Raw genomic sequence first — 20,391 nt, 5'->3', positions numbered from 1 at the left:
GAGGACTCCATGTTCACCGGCATCATCGAATCCATCGGCAGCATTCGCGCATTGACCCCAAAAGGCGGAGATGTGCGGGTCTATGTAGAAACCGGCAAGCTTGATCTGGCCGACGTCAAATTGGGCGACAGCATCGCGGTGAACGGCGTCTGCCTGACCGCTGTTGAACTGCCTGGCGATGGTTTCTGGGCCGATGTCAGCCGTGAAACCCTGGACTGCACCGCTTTTCATCAGTTGAAGGCCGGCAGCCGGGTGAACCTGGAGAAAGCCCTGACCCCGACCACCCGCCTGGGCGGTCACCTGGTCAGTGGCCATGTCGACGGCGTCGGTGAAGTGGTGGCGCGGGAAGAAAATGCCCGGGCCATCCAGTTCCGCATCCGCGCACCGAAAGAGCTGGCCAAGTACATCGCCCATAAAGGCTCGATCACCGTCGACGGCACCAGCCTGACGGTCAACGCGGTCAATGGCGCCGAGTTCGAGCTGACCATCGTTCCCCACACCCTGGCGGAAACCATCATGGCCGACTACCGGCCGGGTCGGCAGGTCAACCTTGAGGTGGACCTGCTGGCGCGCTACCTGGAGCGTCTGCTGCTGGGCGACAAGGCGGCCGAGGCCACGGGCGGCACCATAACCGAAAGTTTTCTGGCCGCTAACGGCTATCTCAAATCCTGACTCAAGGGGGTGCCGAGTGGCGCTCAACAGCATCGAAGAACTGGTTGAAGACATCCGCCAAGGCAAGATGGTCATCCTCATGGATGACGAAGACCGCGAGAACGAAGGCGACCTGATCATGGCCGCCGAGTGCTGCAAGGCCGAACACATCAACTTCATGGCCAAGCACGCCCGCGGCCTGATCTGCATGCCTATGAGCCGCGAGCGCTGCGAGCTGCTCAAGCTGCCGCTGATGGCGCCGCGCAACGGTTCGGGGTTTGGCACCAAGTTCACCGTCTCCATCGAGGCCACCGAAGGCGTGACCACCGGCATCTCCGCCGCTGACCGCGCCCGTACCGTGCAGGCCGCCGCTGCCAAGGACGCCAAGGCCGAGGACATCGTCAGCCCGGGCCACATCTTCCCGCTGATGGCCCAGCCCGGCGGCACCCTGGTCCGCGCTGGCCACACCGAGGCCGCCTGCGACCTGGCGCGCATGGCCGGTTTCGAGCCCAGCGGGGTGATCTGCGAAGTGATGAACGACGACGGCACCATGTCCCGTCGCACCGAACTGGAAGCCTTCGCCGCCGAGCACAACATCAAGATCGGCACCATTGCCGACCTGATCCACTACCGGATGATCCACGAACGTACCGTTCAGCGGATTGCCGAGCAGCCGCTGGATAGCGAACTGGGCCAGTTCAACCTGGTGACCTATCGTGATTCCGTGGAAGGCGACGTGCACATGGCCCTGACCCTGGGCGAGATCTGCACTGAAGAGCCGACCCTGGTACGGGTGCACAACATGGATCCGCTGCGCGACCTGCTGATGGTCAAGCAACCGGGCCGCTGGAGCCTGCGGGCGGCCATGGCCACGGTGGCCGAGGCCGGCAGTGGCGTGGTGCTGTTGCTCGGGCACCCGCTGGATGGCGACGTGCTGCTGGCGCATATCCGTGAAACCGCGGAGCACCAGCCGGCGAAGAAGCCCACCACCTACAGCATCGTCGGTGCCGGTTCGCAGATCCTGCGCGACCTGGGCGTACGCAAAATGCGCCTGATGAGTGCGCCGATGAAGTTTAATGCGATATCCGGTTTCGACCTGGAAGTTGTAGAATACGTGCCCTCCGAATAAAAGCCGCCTGTTTCCGGCAGCCTATTCGCGGTTCAAATATCACTGAAGAGCGTGTACTAGACACGCTCTGGCTCTTTAAGAGATTTGTCGAATGACCCTGAAGACCATCGAAGGTACCTTCATCGCCCCTAAAGGCCGCTATGCCCTGGTGGTCGGCCGTTTCAACAGCTTCGTCGTCGAAAGCCTGGTCAGCGGCGCGGTTGACGCCCTGGTTCGCCACGGCGTGAGCGAAAGCGACATCACCATCATCCGTGCTCCTGGCGCCTTCGAAATTCCGTTGGTTGCACAGAAAGTGGCACAAAAGGGTGAGTTCGCGGCAATCGTCGCCCTGGGCGCGGTCATTCGTGGCGGTACTCCGCACTTCGAATACGTGGCTGGCGAGTGCACCAAGGGCCTGGCCCAGGTGTCCATGGAGTTCGGCGTGCCAGTGGCCTTCGGCGTGCTGACCGTTGACTCGATCGAACAAGCCATCGAGCGTTCCGGCACCAAGGCCGGCAACAAAGGTGCTGAAGCTGCCCTGTCCGCCCTGGAAATGGTCAGCCTGCTGGCGCAGTTGGAGGCCAAGTGATTAGCGACGATAGCGATCGTTTCAACCCGCGCGATCCCAAGCCTGCCAATGCCGGCAAGCCATCCAAGAGCGCCAAGCGTCGCGAAGCCCGTCAGCTCGCGACCCAGGCGCTGTATCAATGGCACATGGCCAAGCATTCGCTGAACGAGATCGAAGCGCAGTTCCGGGTCGACAACGATTTCACTGACATCGATGGCGCCTACTTCCGTGAAATCCTGCACGGGGTTCCGGCCAACAAGAACGAGATCGACACCGCGCTCGTGCCTTGCCTGGACCTGGCCATCGATGAGCTGGACCCTGTGGAACTGGCGGTTCTGCGCCTGTCCACCTGGGAACTGCTCAAGCGCGTCGACGTGCCGTACCGCGTTGTGATCAACGAAGGTATCGAACTGGCCAAGGTCTTCGGTTCCACCGATGGCCACAAGTTCGTCAATGGCGTACTCGACAAGCTGGCCCCACGCCTGCGCGAAGCTGAAGTGAAGGCGTTCAAGCGCTGAACCGCGCTTGCAGCTGCCATGGGCGAGTTTGAGCTGATCCGCAACTTCTTCGCTGCCGCGCCTTGTGCGCAGGGCGGCGAGGGTGTTGCCCTGGGGATCGGCGACGACTGCGCCTTGCTGGCAGTTGCCCCTGGCGAGCAGTTGGCGATTTCCACCGACACCCTGGTGGCCGGTGTGCATTTCGCCGATCCCTGCGAGCCCTTTCTTCTTGGCCAACGCTCCCTGGCGGTGGCTGTCAGCGACCTGGCCGCCATGGGCGCCACGCCACTGGCCTTTACCCTTGCCCTGACCCTGCCGACGGTAAGCACCGATTGGCTGCAGGCCTATGCCCAAGGCTTGAATGCCATGGCGCAGAACTGCGGGGTGCGCCTGATCGGTGGCGATACCACCCGCGGCCCCTTGACCCTGACCCTGACGGTATTCGGCCGGGTACCTGCCGGCCTGGCCCTGACCCGCAGCGGCGCTCGGGCAGGCGATCTGCTGTGCGTCGGCGGTGACTTGGGCAATGCCGCCGGCGCCTTGCCGCTGGTTCTGGGCCAGCGCAGCGCCGAGCCGGCGCTGGCTGAGCCACTGCTGGCCCATTACTGGTCGCCGCAACCGCAACTGGCCCTGGGCCAGGCGCTGCGGGGCAAGGCCACGGCGGCGCTGGACATCTCCGATGGCTTGCTGGCCGACTGCGGCCATATCGCCACGGCCTCGGCGGTTGGTTTGCAGGTCGAGGTCGAGAAGCTGCCGCTGTCGCCGGTGCTGCTGGGCTTTCTCGGCCAGCAGGGCGCTCGCGCCGCGGCCCTGAGTGGCGGTGACGACTACGTCCTGGCCTTCACCCTGCCACCGGCCGAACTGGCGCCGCTACTGACGGCCGGCTGGCCAGTGCGGGTGGTCGGGCGAGTGGTGGCCGGGCAGGGGGTGACCCTGCTGGATGCCGATGGGCAGGACATCACCCCCGGCACCCGGGGTTATCAACACTTTCCGGAGACACAGTGACAGATCATCCCAAACAGGTCCCGGCGGAGTTCGTACCGCCGTCGGTGTGGCGCAACCCCTGGCATTTCCTGGCCTTCGGCTTTGGCTCCGGCACCTTGCCCAAGGCGCCGGGCACCTGGGGTTCGCTGGTTGCGCTACCCTTTATCCCGCTGTGGCAGATGTTGCCGGACTGGGGCTACTGGCTGATGCTCGGCATCACCATGCTGTTCGGCTTCTGGCTGTGCGGCAAGGTGGCCGACGATCTGCGGGTGCATGACCATGAAGGCATCGTCTGGGATGAAATGGTCGGCATGTGGATCACCCTGTGGCTGGTGCCCGAAGGCTGGTACTGGCTGCTGGCAGGTTTCCTGATGTTCCGCTTCTTCGACATTCTCAAGCCTTGGCCGATTCGCTGGATCGACCGGCATGTGCATGGCGGCGTCGGCATCATGCTCGACGACGTCCTCGCCGGGGTGTTTGCCTGGCTGGCGATGCAAGGGCTGGTGTGGTGCTTCAGCTGAGGAAATAGGCATGGGTGTGTGCCGCGCGCTGCTGGTATTGCTGGTTGCCTTGAGCTGTTGCAGCGTCCGGGCCGCGGAGCCGCAGGCGCAGCCCAGGCACATTCGCATCGCCAGCGAGGTCTGGAGCGATTACACCGAAGCCAACGGCGAGGGGCTGGGCTGGGACATCCTGCGCGAAGTCTTCGAGCCGCTGGGTGTGACCATCGAACGTTGCAGCGTGCCCTATACCCGTTCGGTCGGGCTGGTACAGCGCGGCGAAGTGGACGCCCACATGGGGGCCTACCGTGATGAGTCGCCGGGTGTGCTTTACCCCCACTGGAACTACGACACCGATCACATCTACGCCCTGGGACTGGCCAGCAACCCCGAGTTGAGCCTGGCGACTATCGCCAGTTACCGACTGGTCTGGGTGCGCGGCTACAAGTACCAGGACTACCTGCCCAATATCCGCCGCTACAACGAGATCCGCCGGCGCATCGGCATCCTGCCGATGCTGCTGTACAGCCGCGCCGACTATTACATCGATGCCCAGACCGAGATCGACTACGTGCTGGGGCAGGCCTCCGATCCGAGCCAGTTCAAGCGTACCCACCTGACCGAGCTGCCGCTGTACCTGGGGTTCGCCAGCAACCCGCGCGGGCGGGAAATGCGCGAACTGTACGACCAGCGCATGGCACAGCTGGTGAGCACCGGGCGTTTGCGGCCGATCTTCGAACGCTGGAAACAGCCTTATCCCTTTGACGGGAGCCCTTAGCCGACGGTGCGTTGATCAAACTTATCGATCTTTATCTCCGATAATTCAGCCTAAGCGTCCAGTGGAGGCTGCTGTTACAATGCCGCCTCTGCGAATCTCCAGTCCTCATACAGATCAGGAGCACAACAGTGCCCGTCGTTTTTGTTGCTGCTTGCAAGTTGCCTACGCCTTTTGCGCAATTCACCATGCATGGTTTTCTCGATGAAGCTACCGGCCGCGAGCATGTGGTGCTCAGCCTGGGCGATATCGCCGACGGCGCTCCGGTTCTCGGCCGCCTGCACTCCGAGTGCCTGACCGGCGATGCACTGTTCAGCCAGCGTTGCGACTGCGGCTCGCAACTGGAAGCCGCCCTGCAGGCCATCGCCCGCGAAGGTCGTGGGGTGTTGCTGTACTTGCGCCAGGAAGGCCGGGGTATCGGCCTCTTGAACAAGATCCGCGCCTACGAACTGCAGGACGGTGGCGCCGACACCGTTGAGGCCAACGAACGCCTGGGCTTTGCCGCCGACCAGCGCGACTACGCCATGTGCCTGCCGATGCTGGAGCACCTGGGGGTCAAGTCCCTGCGCCTGATGACCAACAACCCGCGCAAGGTCAAGGCCTTGACCGAGATGGGGATCCAGGTCGCCGAGCGCGTACCGCTGCACACCGGCCATAACCCGCACAACAAACTCTACCTGGCGACCAAGGCCAGCAAGCTCGACCACATGATGGGCAACGAGCACCAGGGCGAGGTCGACCGCGCGTGACCCGGGGCCAAGTCAAGCGGCGCCTGACCGTCAGTTGGTGGCAATACCTGGCCCTGGGCCTGTTGCCGTTGTTCGTGATCAACGCGCTGTTCGGCCAGGGCGAGCCCATCCTGCCGGTGCTGGCGATGCCGTTCTTCATTGCCGGGGTGGCATCCATGTTCGTCAGCCTGCGCTTCTTCGGCGGCTACAAGCACGCCCTGATCGCCACCCAGAAAGCCCTGGACACTCCCGAGGAACCGGCGGCCTGGATCAACCTTGCGGCCAGCCGGCGGGTGGCGTTCCTGGCGGCGTCGCTGCCGGCCTGGATCGGCACCCTGGCGGTGTTCGTCGGCCTGGAAGCGGTGCCGCTGATGCTTCTGGCGGTGTCCACGGCGGTGCTGTTCTACCTCTATCGCATTCCGCGTCAACTGGGCTGATGCTGCGCTGGCTGGCGGTCCTGTGCCTGCTGGCCAGTGTTCCGGCGCTGGCGGCGCAGCGGGTGGTGAGTCTTGCGCCATCGCTCTCGGAAATCGTTGTAGAGCTGGGGGCTGCCGAGCTGCTGGTGGGCGTGCTGGATGCCGGTGAACGGCCCGCGCCGCTCAAGGACCTGCCTTCGGTGGGGCGCTACGGCCAGCTGGATATCGAGCGCTTGCTGAGTCTCAAGCCTGATCTGCTGTTGCTCTGGCCGGGCAGTGTCGGCCCGGCCCAGCGCGATCAGCTGGCGCGCCTGGGGATCCCCACCCTGGTTGCCGAACCCCATGACTTCCCGCAACTGACCGCGCAGATTGCCGAGATCGGCGAGCGCCTGGGTCGCCCGGCGGCCGGCCGCGAGCTGGCCGCCGTGTTGAACGGGCAACTGGCTGCATTGCGCGTCCGCTATCACCGCGAACCGCCGTTGCCGGTGTTCTATCAGGTCTGGGACCAGCCGCTGTACACCGTGGGTGGTGGGCAGATCATCAGCGAAGCCTTGAGTGTCTGCGGCGCGCGCAATGTGTTTGCCGACCAGCAACTGCCGGCGCCCCAGGTCAGTATCGAGTCGGTGTTGCAGCGCAATCCGCAGGCGATCCTCGCCACCGGCCAGGGACAACTGGATGCCTGGAAGGACTGGCCGCAGGTCGCGGCGGTGCGGCAAGGGCGGTTGCTGCTGGTAAGGGACAAGGGCCTGGAGCGGCCCAGCGGGCAGATGGTTGCCGCGACGGCCAGGCTCTGTGCCTTGATCGCACCTGAGCGCTGAGCCCCTTCACCGGCAGGCCTTGCCCTAGGGGGCTGTAGGAGCCGGCTTGCCGGCGAAGGCAGCGGACCTTACAGCTCAGGCGTCCAGGTCACGCCGAGCATCCAGGTACGGCCTTCGCTGCGGTAGCCATAGTCGTTGCCGTTGTACTCGTAGAGCGTGCGGCTATAGGACTTGTCGAAGATGTTGTCGAGTTTCAGGTCCAGCTTCACTTCCTGATTGATCGCCCAACTGCTTCGCAGTCCGAGCAGGCCGTAGCCGCCAATCGGGACCTGCTTTTTCGTGCTCAAGTCCTCACGGCTCTTGCTCACCAGTTGCCAACTGGCACCTAGCGCCAATTGGTCGAACTGCCGGTCTAGATCCAGATTCAAGGTGCGGCGGGCACGGCGCGGCAGTTGATGGCCATTCTTGCGATTGCGCGGATCAATGATCGCGGTGCCGATGCTGGTCTGCCAGCCGAACAGTTCCTGTTTCAGGGCCGCTTCGAAACCGTTGATTCTCGCTGCGCCAACGTTTTCCGGGCGTTGGGCTATGCGGTCATAAATGATTGCGTCCTTGATATCGGTGCGGAAGATCGAGGTCTCCAGGCGAGTGCTTTGCGTCAGTTGGTTACGCCACTGCAATTCATAGCTCTTGGAGTGTTCCGGCTTGAGGTCGGGGTTGCTGAAGCCGGGGTAATACAGGTCGCTGAAGTTGGGCGCTCGGAAACCTTCGCTATAGGAGAGCAGCAAGTCATTGTCCGGGTTGAGCGGGAGGGTAAAGGTGCCGCTCCAGGTGTTCTGGCTGCCATATTGCTGGTTCTGGTCGCGGCGCAGACCCAGCTCGGTGGAGAAACTGTCACCGCGAAAGCGGTGCTGAATGAAGGCCGCCCGGTTCCAGCGGCTGTCTTCGGCAAATCGCGCCGGGCTGGTATTGAGCCGGTCTTCGTACCAGTCAGCGCCGAGGATCAGGCTGTTGTGTTCGTCCAGGCGCAGATCGTTCTGCCAGTTCAGCGAGTCCCGGTAGGTATTGAATACGTTTCGTTCGTCACTGAGTTTGTCGCGCTTGAGGTCGCGGTTCTCGCTATGCCCCAGCTCTACTCGCGACGTCCAGTAATCATTGATGTGCGCATCGAGATAGCCGCTGACGCTGCTGACACTGAAGTCGGTGTAAGGATCCTGGGCGAAGACGTCGTAGCTTGAGTCGTAGCGCCCGAAGGGGTTGTCATAGCGCGTGCGACCACGGTTATCCAGCAGGTTGAGGCCTACCTCCAGGTCATCGTTCAGCGCATGGCTGAGGGTGAAGCTCAACGACTTGTTGCGGTAACCATCATGGTCGGCATCGCTGGGGAACGATTCCTGGGTCCAGTCGATCCCGGCGGTTTCATCCAGGTTGGCGCCGAGGCTGAAGCGTGTCTGTTGATCTCCACCGGACAGTCCCAGGCTGCGCTCCCAGGTCTGGTTGCTGCCAGCGGCGACGCGCATGCGCCCATGGAGCCCCGAGTCCGCTCCGCGCCGGGTGAAGATCTGGATCACCCCGCCAATGGCGTCGCTGCCATAGATCACTGAGCGCGAGCCACGCAGTACTTCCACCCTTTCTATCTGCTCGATACTGATGAACTGCAGGTTACTGTCGCCGCTCGATGAGCTGCTGATGCGCTGGCCGTCCACCAGCACCAGGCTCTGGGCCGAGTTGGTGCCGCGGATGAAGATATTCGGCAGGTTGCCGCGCCCGCCGCCCTGGGCTACCTGCACCCCCGGCACCCGCTGCAGCAGGTCGGTCAGGCTGGTGGGTTGCAGGCGGTCGATGTCTTCCCGGGTGAACACGGTGTTGGCGGCGCTGCTGTCGTTGCGTGCTTCCACCTGGCGGTTGGCGCTGATCAGCATCTCCGGCAGTTTCAGGGCCTGATCGCGGTCGGGGGTGTCGGCAAAGAGTTCGGCGCAGGGCAGAAGGCAAAGTGGCAGGGCCAGGCGAGAGAGTTTCATGGCTATTCCGTTAGCGCGGCTCAGCCTTCGCCGCAGTGTGTGAAGCCGGATAAGGAGGGGAGCAAAAGCGACGCCCGCATGGCGGGCGTGCAGCAGCGGCTAAAGGTAGCCGCTGTGGGTCAAGCCAGGCCCAGCAGCGTCAGGCGCTGGCGCACCGAGGCCTCGATGCCGGCTTCGTCGAGGCCGCACTCGGCGAGCATCTGCGCCGGTTTGGCGTGCTCGACGTAGGCGTCCGGCAAGCCCAGGTGGAGGATCGGCTTGAGGATGTTTTCCCGTGCCAGGTATTCGCTGACCGCACCGCCGGCGCCACCCATGATGGCGTTTTCCTCGATGGTCACCAGCAGTTCGTGGCTGCTGGCGATCTCGCGTACCAGGGCTTCATCCAGTGGCTTGACGAAGCGCATGTCGACCACCGTGGCGTCGAGTTTCTCGGCCACTTGCAGGGCTTCGGCCAGTTGCACGCCGAACACCAGCAGGGCCACTTGCCTGCCCTGGCGGCGGATCACGCCCTTGCCGATCTCGATCGGTTCCAGGCTCTTGTCGATCGGTGCGTTGGGGCCGGTGCCGCGCGGGTAGCGCACGGCCGCAGGGCCGTTGTACAGGTGCCCGGTACTGAGCATCTTGCGCAGCTCGTTCTCGTCGCTCGGGGTCATCACCAGCATGCCGGGGATGCAGCGCAGGTAGGAGAGGTCGAAGCTGCCGGCGTGGGTCGGGCCGTCTTCGCCCACCAGGCCGGCGCGGTCGATGGCGAACAGCACGTCGAGGTTCTGTACCGCCACATCGTGGATCAGCTGGTCATAGCCGCGCTGGAGGAAGGTCGAATAGATCGCCACCACCGGCTTGGCGCCCTCGCAGGCCATGCCGGCCGCCAGGGTCACGGCGTGCTGCTCGGCAATTGCCACGTCGAAATAGCGCAGCGGGAAACGCTCGCTGAAGGCCACCAGGTCCGAACCTTCCTTCATCGCCGGGGTGATGCCCACCAGGCGCGGGTCGGCGGCGGCCATGTCGCACAGCCATTCGCCGAACACACCTGAATACTTCGGCCCGCCGGCCTTTTTCGGCGCGGCCGCCGGGGCGTCCAGGGGTTCCAGCTTGGTGATGGCGTGGTAGCCGATCGGGTCGACTTCCGCCGGGGCGAAGCCCTTGCCCTTCTTGGTCACCACATGCAGGAACTGCGGGCCCTTGAGGTCGCGCATGTTGCGCAGGGTGGCGATCAGGGTCGGCAGGTCATGGCCGTCGATGGGGCCGATGTAGTTCCAGCCCAGTTCTTCGAACAGGGTGCCGGGGACCAGCATGCCCTTGGCGTATTCTTCGGTGCGGCGAGCGATTTCCCAGGCCCCGGGCAGGCGCGACAGCACTTTCTTGCTGCCTTCGCGCATGCTGGCGTAGGTGCGGCTGGAGAGAATCTTGGCCAGGTAGTTGGACAGCCCGCCGACATTGCGCGAGATCGACATGTCGTTGTCGTTGAGGATCACCAGCATGTTGGCGTCCACCTCCGGCGCGTGGTTCAGGGCCTCGAAGGCCATGCCCGCGGTCAGGGCGCCGTCGCCGATCACGGCGATGGCCTTGCGCTCGCTGTTCTGCAGGCGTGCGGCGATGGCCATGCCCAGGGCAGCGCTGATGGAGGTACTGGAGTGGCCGACGCCGAAGGTGTCGTACTCGCTCTCGGAGCGCCGCGGGAAGGCGGCCAGGCCGTCTTTCTGGCGCAGGCTGGCCATCTGCTCACGGCGCCCGGTGAGGATCTTGTGCGGATACGCCTGGTGACCCACGTCCCACACCAGCCGGTCGTCCGGGGTGTCGAACACGTAATGCAACGCGATGGTCAGCTCGATGACCCCGAGGCCGGCACCGAAGTGCCCGCCGGTCTGGCCGACCGTGTAGAGCAATTCCAGGCGCAACTCATCGGCCAGGGTTTCCAGCTCGGCTTCGCCTAACCGGCGCAGGCCGTCCGGCGTCTGGGCGCGGTCGAGCAGCGGCGTGGTCGGGCGTTTGCGGGGAATCTCATGAAACGTCGTGGGCATCAGGCGAATCGTTATAGGTATAGAAAGAGGCGGCAGTTTACCTTATGCATCGCAAGCTGCCCACGCAGAGCGCCGAACTTGGCCGATATGCGGTCCTGCTGCGGACCGCCGATCAGCTGCGGCGTTCGACGATATAGCGCGCCAGCTCGCGCAGCGGCTCGGCCGCTGCGTCAAACGGACGCAGGGCATGCAGCGCCTGGTCGCGCAGTTCCAGGGCGTACTCCTTGGCTGCGGCCAGGCCCAGCAAGGCCGGGTAGGTCGGCTTGTCCCGGGCGATATCGGCGCCCTGGCGCTTGCCCAGGGTGGCGGTATCGCTTTCGACATCGAGAATGTCGTCCTGCACCTGGAACGCCAGGCCAATGGCCTGAGCGTAGGTTTGCAGGGCCTTGAGCTCGTCCTTTTCGGCCCGGCCGCTGGCCAGGGCGCCAAGGATCACGCTGGCTTCGATCAGTGCCCCGGTCTTGTGCCGATGCATGTATTCCAGGGCCTGCTGGTCCAGCTTGAGCCCCACGGAGCCGAGGTCGATGGCCTGGCCGCCGACCATGCCCGCCGGGCCCGCGGCCTGGGCCAGGGTGGTGACCATGCGCAGGCGGATCTCGGCGCTGGCGTCGCTCAGGGCCGGGTCCAGCAGGGCGCTGAAGGCCAGGCTCTGCAGGCCGTCGCCGGCGAGGATCGCGCAGGCTTCATCGAAAGCCTTGTGGGTAGTGGGCTGGCCGCGGCGCAGGTCGTCATCGTCCATGGCCGGCAGGTCGTCGTGCACCAGGGAATAGGCGTGGATCAGCTCCACCGCGCAGGCGGCGCCGTTGGCTTGCTCGGGCTTGCCGCCCAGGGCCTCGCAGGCGGCGTAGGCCAGCAGCGGGCGCACGCGCTTGCCGCCATTCATCACGCTGTAGCGCATGGCTTCATAGAGGCGGGCAAGTTCGGGGCTAGGGGCGGTGAACAGGGTGTGCATTGCAGCGTCGACGCGGGCCTGGCTGGAGGCCTGATAGGCGGTAATCATTCCGGCTGTTCCGCATCGAAGGGCTGTTCCGCCAGCTCGCCATCGCGCTCCAGGAGGATCTGCACCTTCTGCTCGGCCTGGGCCAGGGCCGCCTGGCAATCGCGGGTCAGGCCGATGCCTTGCTCGAAGGCGGTCAACGAGTCTTCCAGCGACAGCTCGCCGTTCTCCAGACGCTCGACCAGGGTTTGCAGGTCGGCGAGGGATTGTTCGAAATCTAAGGCAGCTTTTTTGCGGGCCATGGCGGCTATCCCGGTTGACGTTAAACCGGCGCGACACTAGCAGACAGCGGGGTTTCGGGCAAATGAGAAGCGCCCGCTGGCGGGCTTCGGGCGGGGGGCGTTGGGGTAGGGGGGGCGGGGGTTTTCACGACGCGCGTTGCTCCCGGGAGTGAAGGGGGTGATGGCGCTGTAATGGCACTTGCTGCGGGGGGGTCAGGGCATTGCCGATTCCCTCGCAAATTCCTTTTTCGGCAATTGTGCAACAGGCGCCAAGTCGCTAATCTGCGGCCTTTCCAACGCCCTTTGTTGCCGGGCACTCTTTCTGAATATTTGCAGCCGCGCCGAGGATCTGGCGCCAGGGTTTTCCCATGCATGGCAGGACGCATTACATGCGCGCTCTATCCTCCCTTCTGCTGACCTTGCTGCTGGCCGGGCCGGCATTCGCCGAGCCTTCTGCCGAGCTGCAGGAACCCCTGGCCGGCTGGCGTTATTCCGGCCTGCTGGACCGCACCGAGCAGGATCGCGTGGCCTATCCGACGCCGCCCATCGACCGCGGCATCCAGCGCAACCGCACCCTGATCGAAGGCCAGCTCAAGGCCATTGGCCATTTGCGCCAGCCCCACAGCCTGTCGGTCAACGGCAACCCGTTGAATCTCTATACCGACGAGCAGGGCCGTTTTTCCCGGCCCTATGCGTTCGGTGCCGGCTCCAACAGCGTCGAAGTGCGCAGCTCCGAGGGCAAGTCCCTCAAGCGCGTGCAGTTCTATGAAGCCAACCTGAACAAGACTCCACCGCGCATTCGCGTAGTGCTGGGCTGGGACGATCCCAAGGCCGAGCTGGACATGCACATCATTACCCCGGACGGTCAGCACGCCTTCTTCGGCCACCCCGGCCTGACCAATGGCGGCGGCCTGGACCCGGACGGCGTCGATGGCCCGGGCCCGGAAATGTTCACCATGACCGCACCGCTGCGGGGCACCTACCTGATCTACGTGAACTACTGGGGCAACTTCGGCAGCGGCGGATACAACTTCGACGAAGGCAGCAATCAGAACGAGGTGATCACCTCGCAGATCAACCTGATCCTTAACGAAAACACCGTCGATGAGAAACGCGAGACCTTTATCGTGCCCATGCGGGCCATCGGCGACCTGTTGCTGGTCAAGTCTTTCAACTATTGAACATCCCGCACCACGGATGAATTGGGCTTTGTGAATCATGAGCGAAAACACAGCATCCCCGGCAGCCGGCGTGCCCGGTACTGAACAACCCGCCAGCAAGCGGCGCTGGCCGGTCCTGGTCATGGGCCTGTGCCTGGTGGCGGCCGCGGTCACCGGCGTGGGCTGCAAGCCCAAGACTCCGGTGGCGGAGCTGGCCGGCGACAAGCTGGGCCTGAGCCGCCCCGATGGGCTGCTGGAAACCCATTCCCTGGCGCAGTTGCCCAAGGACCTGCTGGCGGTGCCTTTCCTCAAGGAAACCCTGACCGAGGATTTCGTCTTCTATTACCAGACCCACGCCGACCGCCTGGGCCTGATCGGCAGCCTGCGGCGGATCATCTACGAGCATGACCTGAAGCTGCAGGACAACCTGATCGAGCAGTTGTTCGACCAGCCGGCCGACGTGGCGCTGTGGCGCGGCGCCGACGGGCGTCTCAAGGACTTCCTGCTGGTGATGGACCGCGGCGGCCTGGCCAAGCTGCTGGAGCCCCTGGCCAAGGTGGCCCTGGATGACACCCAGTTGAGCAAGCTGGCGGACCTGAAGGTCGGTGGCGATGCGGTGACCCTGTACCAGTTGAATTACAACGCCAGCCGGTCCCTGGCATTCGCCTCCCACGGCGACAAGCTGGTGGTGCTGTCCAACCCCGCCAAGCTGTACGACCCCGCCACCGGCGCCGACGACGAGCATGGTGCGGTGTCCACCACCGCTCTGGAGGCCCTGCTCAACGGCGACAAACTGTTCCCCGAGGCCTTTGGCCTGGAAGCGCGCAAGCCTGAAGTGCAGCAGCGGCTGGCAGTCAATTCCAGCGTTTTGGCCATGGGTTACCAGCGCTTTATCCCCAACTTCGCCGGCCTGCGCTTCGACATGGACGACAAGGGCTGGCACAGCTACCTGGCCATGCAAGAGCAGGACAACCAGCCGGCGTTCGACTTCAAGCCGATCTGGCAGGCCATGCCCATGGGCGCCAGCGCCTGCGTAGCCTTGCCCCTGGCGGCGGAGCAGCAGAAGCCGTTGCTGGTCAAACTGGGCGCCGAAGAAGCGGTGGCCACCACCCTGACCGAGCACATGGCCGGGACCGCCGGCCTGTGCTGGTACGCCGACTCGCGGCTGTACACACCGCTGCTGGTGGCCAGCCTCAAGGACAAGGACAATGCCAAGCTCGATGCGGACCTGGGCAAGCTGTTCGGCTCCATGGTCGGCACCCGGGAAAGCAAGGTGGCGGAGCGCATCTTCCCGGTGGTCGAGCAGCAGAACGGCGACGTGCACCAGTGGCAGCGCCAGGTCAGTTCCAACTTCGGCCAGTACCCGGCCAAGGAAGCCAAGGACCCGCAAACCATCACCGGTCGCGCCTTCATGCAGGTCAGCCTGGCCCGCCATGGCTCGACCCTGGTGTTCTCCCTGGATGACAAGCTGGTGAATAAGGCCCTGGGCACCCTGGACAAGCGCTTCCCGCCCCTGGCGGACGTGGTGCCCAAGGATGCACTGATGCCGGTGTACCTGGGCCCGCAGTCCCTGGCCCAGCTGATCCAGCAGGAAACCTTCGACAGCCTGCCCCAGGACATGGAGCCGGTGTTCAACAACGCCGCGCAAACCTACCTGGTGCCCAAGCTGCGTACCCTCGGCGGTTATGGCAAGTACGCCCTGACCCTGCCCGAAGGCAGCGAGCCCGACGGTCACTGGCAATGGCTGCCCTTGCAATGGCGTGCCCTGTGAGTGCACTGCGCAAAGGTCTGAGCAGCCTTGGCCTCTTGGCCTTGTTGCTGAGCAGCGCCGTGGGCGCGACCCAGGCTCCGCCGCTGGACGTGCAACAGTCCCAGGTGTTCCGTGCCTGGTTCGTGCGCATCGCCCAGGAGCAGTTGAGCCAGGGCCCGAGCCCGCGCTGGTACCAGCAGGATTGCGCGGGCCTGGTGCGCTTTGCCGCCAACGAAGCGCTCAAGGTCCACGACAACAAATGGCTGCGGGCCAACGGCATGTCCAATCGCTACCTGCCGCCGGAGCTGCAACTGAGCGAAGGCCAGCGCGGCCTGGCCCAGCAGTGGCAGCAGGGCGGCGGCCAGACCGGGCCCTACGTCAATGCCATCAAGCTGATCCAGTTCAACAGCCATCTGGTGAGCCGTGACCTGGGGCAGGCGCGCCCCGGTGACCTGTTGTTCTTCGACCAGGGCGACGACCAGCACCTGATGATCTGGATGGGCCGCAACATCGCCTATCACACCGGCACCACCACTCCCACCGACAACGGCATGCGCTCGGCTAGCGTGCAGCAACTGATGACATGGAAGGACACTCGATGGATACCCGACTCAGCCAACCCCAACTTCATCGGCATCTATCGACTGAACTTCCTCACCCAATGAGCGAATCCCGTATGTCCCGTTTTCTGTTTCGCCTGACCCTGGCCTTGACCCTGCTCACCCCCGTGGCCCTGGTCAACGCCGAAGACTCGGTGCCGCCCAGCGACTATGCGGCGGTCTCCGGCGAGAGTTTCTTCCTCCTGGCCGACAGCAGTTTCGCCAGCGACGAACAGGCCATGGTGCGCCTCGAAGCCCCGGGCCGTGACTACCGGCGCTTTCGCATGGAGCCCTATGGCGGCGCGGACATCCGGGTGTACCGGATCGACCAGCCGCTGGACTTTCTCAAGCGCCAGAAGAACCTGCACCGGGTGGTCAGCGACGGCCAGTTCAAGGGCGAGGGCCTGTCCAACACCCTGGCCTACCTGTGGGACAACTGGTACCGCAAATCCCGCCGGGTGATGCAGCGCGCCTTCTCCTACGAGTCACGCAAGCAGGTCACCGAAGAGGTGCCGGAACTGAAGGTGGGCAACTCCATGCTGGCGCCGACGCCGTATGACGCCCAGCCGCAATTCGCCCTGATCCCGGGGCTGCCCCTGGTGACCCAGTTCCGTTATCCGCTGTGGCAGGCCAAGCCGATCCAGCCGCCGGCCGGGGTAAACCTGTCCGGTTCCTCCAGCCAGTTCATCAACGTCGCCCCGGGCAACGTCTACATCCCGCTGGGGCAGCTCAAGCCCGGCCTGTACCTGGTGGAGGCCCTGGTGGGCAAGTACCGCGCCACCACCATGGTCTTTGTTTCCAACACCGTGGCGGTGAGCAAGATCGCCGGCGACGAACTGCTGGTCTGGGCCGCGGGCAAGCATGAAGGCAACTCGGTGCCCAAGGTCAATGTGCTGTGGACCGACGGCCTCGGCGTGATGAACAGCGGCGCCACCGACGAACAGGGCCTAGTGCGCCTCAAGCACGTCAGCCCCGAGCGCTCCTACGTGATCGGCGAAGACCAGGAAGGCGGGGTGTTCGTCTCCGAGAACTTCTATTACGACAGCGAAATCTACGACACCAAACTGTATGCCTTCACCGACCGGCCGCTGTATCGCCCCGGGGACTGGGTATCGCTGAAGATCGTCGGTCGCGAGTTCAAGAACGCCCGGGACTCGGTACAGCCGGGTGCCGGCACGGTGAACGTCAGCGTGCTGGATGCCGCCGGCACCGCCCTGCAGAACATGACCCTGAACCTGGATTCCAAGTCCGGCGCCCAGGGCCGCTTCCAACTGCCGGAAAATGCCGTGGCCGGTGGTTATGAACTGCGTTTTGGCTACAAGGGCCAGGTCTACAGCAGCGCCTTCCGCGTGGCCGAGTACATCAAGCCGCACTTTGAGGTTTCCCTGGCCCTGGCCAAGCCGGACTTCAAGACCGGCGAGCCGGTGAAGGGCAACCTGGTGCTGCTCTACCCCGACGGCAAACCGGTGGCCAACGCTCGCCTGCAACTGAGCCTGCGGGCCCAGCAGTTGTCCATGGTGGACAACGAACTGCAGTACATGGGCCAGTTCCCGGTGGAGTTGACCAGCGCCGAACTGACCACCGATTCCAAGGGCAGTGCGACCCTCGACCTGCCGGCGGCGGACAAGCCCAGCCGCTACATGCTCACCGTATTCGCCAGTGATGGCGCTGCGTATCGGGTCAAGACCACCAAGGAAATCCTCATCGAGCGTGGCGCGGCGAGCTTCAGCCTCAGCGCGCCGCAGCGTTTCAGCGCGGCCGGCGACAAGGTGCAGTTCAGCTACGCCAACCAGAACACCAGCGAGCAGAGCAAGAACGTCAAGCCGAGCCGCTACGGCTGGGTGCGCATGGAGGACCAGTCCACCGGCGAGGGCAAGCTGGCTGCCGCCGACAGCGGTTTCGCCCTGGCCTTCGAGCGCCCCGGTACCTACAACCTGACCCTGCGCGACGAGCACGATCGTGTACTGGGCGGCACCAGCCACTCGGTCACTGGCGAGGGCGTGAAAGCGGTGCCGGGCACCGTGGAAATCGTCCTCGACAAGCCCGAGTACAAGGCTGGTGACGAAGCCCTGGCGCTGATCACCTTCCCGGAGCCGATCAACGACGCCCTGCTGTCCCTGGAGCGGGACAAGGTCGAGGCCACGGCGCTGCTGTCCAAGGGCGGCGATTGGCTCAAGGTGGAAAAACTCAGCCCCACCCAATACCGCGCCCGGGTGCCGGTGAAGGACGGTTTTGCGCCGAACCTGACCTTTTCCGTGCTCTACACCAAGGGCGGCGAGTACAGCTTCCAGAACGCCGGGATCAAGGTGCTGACGCCGCAGATCGATGTGGCCATCCATACCGACAAGGACAAATACCAGCCGGGTGACATGGTCACCGTCGACCTGTCTACCCAGTTCGCCGGCAAGCCGGTGCCCGCACACCTGACGGTCAGCGTGGTGGACGAAATGGTCTACGCCCTGCAACCGGAAGTGGCGCCGAGCATCGACCAGTTCTTCTACCACCCGCGGCGCAACAATGTGCGCACCAGCGCCAGCCTGTCGTTCATCAGCTACGACGTGGCCCTGCCGGGCAGCCCCACCGCCCCGGGCAAGGCCAACCGCAACGAACGCGGGGTCAAGGTACTGGAGCGTCCGCGGCGCGAAGATGTCGACACCGCTGCCTGGCAGCCGGAGCTGGTCACCGACGGCAGCGGCAAGGCGCGTTTCACCTTCCGCATGCCGGATTCCCTGACCCGCTGGCGCATCACTGCCCGGGCCATCGCCGATGATGGCCAAGTGGGGCAGAAAAAGCAGTTCGTGCGTTCCGACAAGGCCCTGTACCTGAAGTGGAGCGGTCCGACCCGCTTCCGCACGGGTGACAAGCCGGACCTGGGGGTATTCGCCTTCAGCCAGTCCGAACAACCCACCAAGGCCGAACTGGTGATCCATTACGCCGGTGAGTCCCAGCGCCTGCCGCTGACCCTCAACAGCGGCATCAACTATGTGGCGCTGCCGGCCATTGCTCCGGGCAATGGCGAGTGGAGCGCCGAGCTGGTGCAGGGCGGCAAGACCGTGGATGCCCTGGCGGTGCGCCTGGTGAGCAGTGCGGCCGGCTGGCAGAGCGTGCAGACCCAGAGCCTGGACGTGGTCACCATCAGCACGCCGCTGGGCCTGCCGGCCGATGCTGCGGACATTCGCCTGCGCCTGGACGACAGCCCGCAAGCGCTGTTCCGTTCGGCCCTGGATGACCTGCTGGAATACCCGTATGGCGGCGTCGAACAGACCGCCAGCCAGTTGCTGCCGCTGAGCGTTGCCTACCCGGCGCTGGCCAGCAATCCGCAGATCCGCGACCGGCTGCGGCTAATGATGCAGAACAGCCGTCTGCGCCTGGTGCACATGGCCGGGCCGGAAGCGGCATTCACCTGGTGGGGCGAAGATGCCGAGCCGGATGCCTTCCTCACCGCCTACGCCTATTACGCCGACTGGAATGCGAGCAAGGTGCTGGACCTGAACCTGCCGCCGGAGCACTGGCAGCGGGTGCTGGAGGTCTACGCCAAGCAGGCTGGCAATACGCCGTTGCTGCAACGGGCGCTGATCCTGTCGTTCGCCCGTGAAATGAAACTGCCGATCAACACCCTGGTCAGCGGCCTGATGGACGACCTGGCCAAGGCCGGTAGCGGCCCGGCAGCCAGCATGCAGGACAACGGCAGCGACAGCCTGGTGATGGACGATCCGGATTCGGCCCTCGGCCTGGCCAGCGCCCGGGTGCTGACCGCGGCCCTGGCGCGGGATGCCAAGGTCACGCCACCCGCGGCGTTCGTCGCCCAACTGGAAGCGGCGCAGCAGCAATTGGATATCAGCTCCCAGCCGTTCACCCAGGCCCTGAGCCTGTCGCTCAAACCGTTCGACCAAGGCGCGGCGCGTGCCTTGCTGCAACGCCTGCTGCCGTCGCAATCGACCCTGGAACGGGCCCTGGCCCTGACCTGGTTGCAGCGCAGCATCGCCCAGTCGACCCCGGCGGTGGCCTTGAACCCGGGGCAGGGCTGGCAACAGCGCCAGGGCGCCAGCGGTGAAAGCTACTGGCAGTGGCAAGGGGCGCAGGTGCCGACGGTACTGGCCCTGGGCTCTGTGCCGGAACGTCCGCTGCGGGCGTCGGTGAGCTACCTGAGCAAGCTGGACATGGGCACGCCGTCGCCGGTGAACATCACCCGCCGCCTGTTGCGCCTGGTGCCGGGGGACGAAGCCTTCACCTTCAAGCTGGAACCGGTGGGCAACAAGCCGATCGCCAGTGACGGCCTGTACCTGGACGAAGTGATCATCGCCAACGAAGGCAACCGGCCGCTGCTGTACGGCATGCTGGAAGTGCCGCTGCCGCCGGGCGCCGATGTCGAGCGCACCACCTGGGGCATCAAGCTGGCCGGCCCGGCCGGTACGGAAGCGGCGTCCCTGGAGAAGGCTCGCTCCGAACCGGGGCAGATGAGCTACGCGGTGCCGCTGGATGCGTTGAACGACGGCAGCGAAGTGCGCCTGCGCCATCTGGTTCGCTTCTCCCAGAAAGGCCAGTTCAATCTGCCGCCGGCACGTTTCTACCAGGTGTACGCACCGGAGCATCAGGCTCAGGAACGCACCCCGGCCCTGGGTCAGGTCACGGTCAAATAA

Annotated in this window: 18 protein-coding genes; 14 read left to right on the top strand and 4 right to left on the bottom strand. The window is 64.7% G+C overall.

Annotation, left to right across the window (positions count from 1 at the left end):
- Positions 1-9: 9 nt before the first annotated feature.
- The 10 genes from AC1RGE_RS29680 to AC1RGE_RS29635 all read left to right on the top strand — a co-directional run bounded on the left by AC1RGE_RS29680 (position 10) and on the right by AC1RGE_RS29635 (position 7,042).
- On the top strand, positions 10-672 hold the full coding sequence (locus AC1RGE_RS29680) for a riboflavin synthase (protein WP_011063737.1): 663 nt from the start codon (positions 10-12) through the stop codon (positions 670-672).
- Positions 673-688: 16 nt separating this feature from the next.
- Positions 689-1,780: a bifunctional 3,4-dihydroxy-2-butanone-4-phosphate synthase/GTP cyclohydrolase II gene (gene ribBA, locus AC1RGE_RS29675; protein ID WP_492585530.1), complete on the top strand. Its 1,092-nt coding sequence runs from the start codon at positions 689-691 to the stop codon at positions 1,778-1,780.
- Positions 1,781-1,871: 91 nt separating this feature from the next.
- Positions 1,872-2,348 (top strand): 6,7-dimethyl-8-ribityllumazine synthase, encoded by a 477-nt coding sequence (gene ribH, locus AC1RGE_RS29670; RefSeq protein WP_011063735.1) that lies wholly within the window; start codon positions 1,872-1,874, stop codon positions 2,346-2,348.
- Entirely contained in the window at positions 2,345-2,845 is a 501-nt protein-coding gene (gene nusB, locus AC1RGE_RS29665; RefSeq protein WP_011063734.1) for a transcription antitermination factor NusB, read from the top strand. The genes ribH and nusB overlap by 4 nt, the downstream gene beginning before the upstream one ends.
- Positions 2,846-2,863: 18 nt before the next feature.
- Positions 2,864-3,829 (top strand): thiamine-phosphate kinase, encoded by a 966-nt coding sequence (gene thiL, locus AC1RGE_RS29660; RefSeq protein ID WP_065363605.1) that lies wholly within the window; start codon positions 2,864-2,866, stop codon positions 3,827-3,829.
- Positions 3,826-4,329 (top strand): phosphatidylglycerophosphatase A family protein, encoded by a 504-nt coding sequence (locus AC1RGE_RS29655; protein ID WP_011063732.1) that lies wholly within the window; start codon positions 3,826-3,828, stop codon positions 4,327-4,329. Before thiL ends, AC1RGE_RS29655 begins: the two co-directional genes overlap by 4 nt.
- 10 nt (positions 4,330-4,339) lie before the next feature.
- Positions 4,340-5,083 carry a substrate-binding periplasmic protein gene (locus AC1RGE_RS29650; RefSeq protein ID WP_015637198.1) on the top strand — a complete coding sequence of 248 codons (744 nt, stop codon included), beginning with the start codon at positions 4,340-4,342 and terminating at the stop codon, positions 5,081-5,083.
- A gap of 128 nt (positions 5,084-5,211) precedes the next feature.
- Entirely contained in the window at positions 5,212-5,829 is a 618-nt protein-coding gene (gene ribA, locus AC1RGE_RS29645; RefSeq protein ID WP_011063730.1) for a GTP cyclohydrolase II, read from the top strand.
- Positions 5,826-6,245: a hypothetical protein gene (locus AC1RGE_RS29640; protein WP_011063729.1), complete on the top strand. Its 420-nt coding sequence runs from the start codon at positions 5,826-5,828 to the stop codon at positions 6,243-6,245. The genes ribA and AC1RGE_RS29640 overlap by 4 nt, the downstream gene beginning before the upstream one ends.
- Complete coding sequence (locus tag AC1RGE_RS29635) at positions 6,245-7,042, top strand: cobalamin-binding protein (RefSeq protein ID WP_492585528.1); 798 nt, start codon at positions 6,245-6,247, stop codon at positions 7,040-7,042. Before AC1RGE_RS29640 ends, AC1RGE_RS29635 begins: the two co-directional genes overlap by 1 nt.
- A gap of 68 nt (positions 7,043-7,110) precedes the next feature.
- Here AC1RGE_RS29635 and AC1RGE_RS29630 read toward each other — a convergent pair whose 3' ends face one another.
- The 4 genes from AC1RGE_RS29630 to AC1RGE_RS29615 form a co-directional block, all read right to left on the bottom strand.
- A complete protein-coding gene (locus AC1RGE_RS29630) occupies positions 7,111-9,003 on the bottom strand; it encodes a TonB-dependent receptor plug domain-containing protein (RefSeq protein ID WP_492585526.1) in 1,893 nt (630 codons plus the stop codon).
- Between the two features lie 119 nt (positions 9,004-9,122).
- Entirely contained in the window at positions 9,123-11,024 is a 1,902-nt protein-coding gene (gene dxs, locus AC1RGE_RS29625; protein WP_492585524.1) for a 1-deoxy-D-xylulose-5-phosphate synthase, read from the bottom strand.
- A gap of 112 nt (positions 11,025-11,136) precedes the next feature.
- Positions 11,137-12,024 carry a (2E,6E)-farnesyl diphosphate synthase gene (gene ispA, locus AC1RGE_RS29620; RefSeq protein ID WP_019092778.1) on the bottom strand — a complete coding sequence of 296 codons (888 nt, stop codon included), beginning with the start codon at positions 12,022-12,024 and terminating at the stop codon, positions 11,137-11,139.
- Positions 12,021-12,263, bottom strand: coding sequence for an exodeoxyribonuclease VII small subunit (locus AC1RGE_RS29615; RefSeq protein ID WP_011063724.1), 243 nt, complete (start codon positions 12,261-12,263; stop codon positions 12,021-12,023). The genes ispA and AC1RGE_RS29615 overlap by 4 nt, the downstream gene beginning before the upstream one ends.
- 368 nt (positions 12,264-12,631) lie before the next feature.
- Between AC1RGE_RS29615 and AC1RGE_RS29610 the strand changes: the two genes are divergently transcribed.
- Genes AC1RGE_RS29610 through AC1RGE_RS29595 form a run of 4 tightly spaced genes read left to right on the top strand, consistent with a single transcriptional unit; the run spans position 12,632 to position 20,391 of the window.
- A complete protein-coding gene (locus AC1RGE_RS29610) occupies positions 12,632-13,423 on the top strand; it encodes a YfaP family protein (RefSeq protein ID WP_065363610.1) in 792 nt (263 codons plus the stop codon).
- Positions 13,424-13,460: 37 nt separating this feature from the next.
- Positions 13,461-15,173, top strand: a complete 1,713-nt coding sequence (locus tag AC1RGE_RS29605; protein ID WP_019092776.1) for a DUF2138 domain-containing protein — start codon at positions 13,461-13,463, stop codon at positions 15,171-15,173.
- Positions 15,158-15,817, top strand: a complete 660-nt coding sequence (locus AC1RGE_RS29600) for a DUF1175 domain-containing protein (protein ID WP_015637191.1) — start codon at positions 15,158-15,160, stop codon at positions 15,815-15,817. The genes AC1RGE_RS29605 and AC1RGE_RS29600 overlap by 16 nt, the downstream gene beginning before the upstream one ends.
- Positions 15,814-20,391: an alpha-2-macroglobulin family protein gene (locus tag AC1RGE_RS29595; protein ID WP_492585523.1), complete on the top strand. Its 4,578-nt coding sequence runs from the start codon at positions 15,814-15,816 to the stop codon at positions 20,389-20,391. The genes AC1RGE_RS29600 and AC1RGE_RS29595 overlap by 4 nt, the downstream gene beginning before the upstream one ends.

The organism is Pseudomonas sp. GW823-FHT02C05, assembly GCF_058797595.1.
This window is presented reverse-complemented; position numbering and strand designations above follow the sequence as displayed.

Coding starts and splice junctions, on each gene's coding strand:
- AC1RGE_RS29600 (WP_015637191.1), top strand. CDS start 15,158: ATGGCGTGCCCTGTGAGTGCACTGCGCAAAGGTCTGAGCAGCCTTGGC.
- AC1RGE_RS29605 (WP_019092776.1), top strand. CDS start 13,461: ATGAGCGAAAACACAGCATCCCCGGCAGCCGGCGTGCCCGGTACTGAA.
- AC1RGE_RS29610 (WP_065363610.1), top strand. CDS start 12,632: ATGCGCGCTCTATCCTCCCTTCTGCTGACCTTGCTGCTGGCCGGGCCG.
- AC1RGE_RS29595 (WP_492585523.1), top strand. CDS start 15,814: ATGAGCGAATCCCGTATGTCCCGTTTTCTGTTTCGCCTGACCCTGGCC.
- ribH (WP_011063735.1), top strand. CDS start 1,872: ATGACCCTGAAGACCATCGAAGGTACCTTCATCGCCCCTAAAGGCCGC.
- dxs (WP_492585524.1), bottom strand. CDS start 11,024: ATGCCCACGACGTTTCATGAGATTCCCCGCAAACGCCCGACCACGCCG.
- ispA (WP_019092778.1), bottom strand. CDS start 12,024: ATGATTACCGCCTATCAGGCCTCCAGCCAGGCCCGCGTCGACGCTGCA.
- AC1RGE_RS29650 (WP_015637198.1), top strand. CDS start 4,340: ATGGGTGTGTGCCGCGCGCTGCTGGTATTGCTGGTTGCCTTGAGCTGT.
- AC1RGE_RS29680 (WP_011063737.1), top strand. CDS start 10: ATGTTCACCGGCATCATCGAATCCATCGGCAGCATTCGCGCATTGACC.
- thiL (WP_065363605.1), top strand. CDS start 2,864: ATGGGCGAGTTTGAGCTGATCCGCAACTTCTTCGCTGCCGCGCCTTGT.
- AC1RGE_RS29635 (WP_492585528.1), top strand. CDS start 6,245: ATGCTGCGCTGGCTGGCGGTCCTGTGCCTGCTGGCCAGTGTTCCGGCG.
- AC1RGE_RS29615 (WP_011063724.1), bottom strand. CDS start 12,263: ATGGCCCGCAAAAAAGCTGCCTTAGATTTCGAACAATCCCTCGCCGAC.
- AC1RGE_RS29630 (WP_492585526.1), bottom strand. CDS start 9,003: ATGAAACTCTCTCGCCTGGCCCTGCCACTTTGCCTTCTGCCCTGCGCC.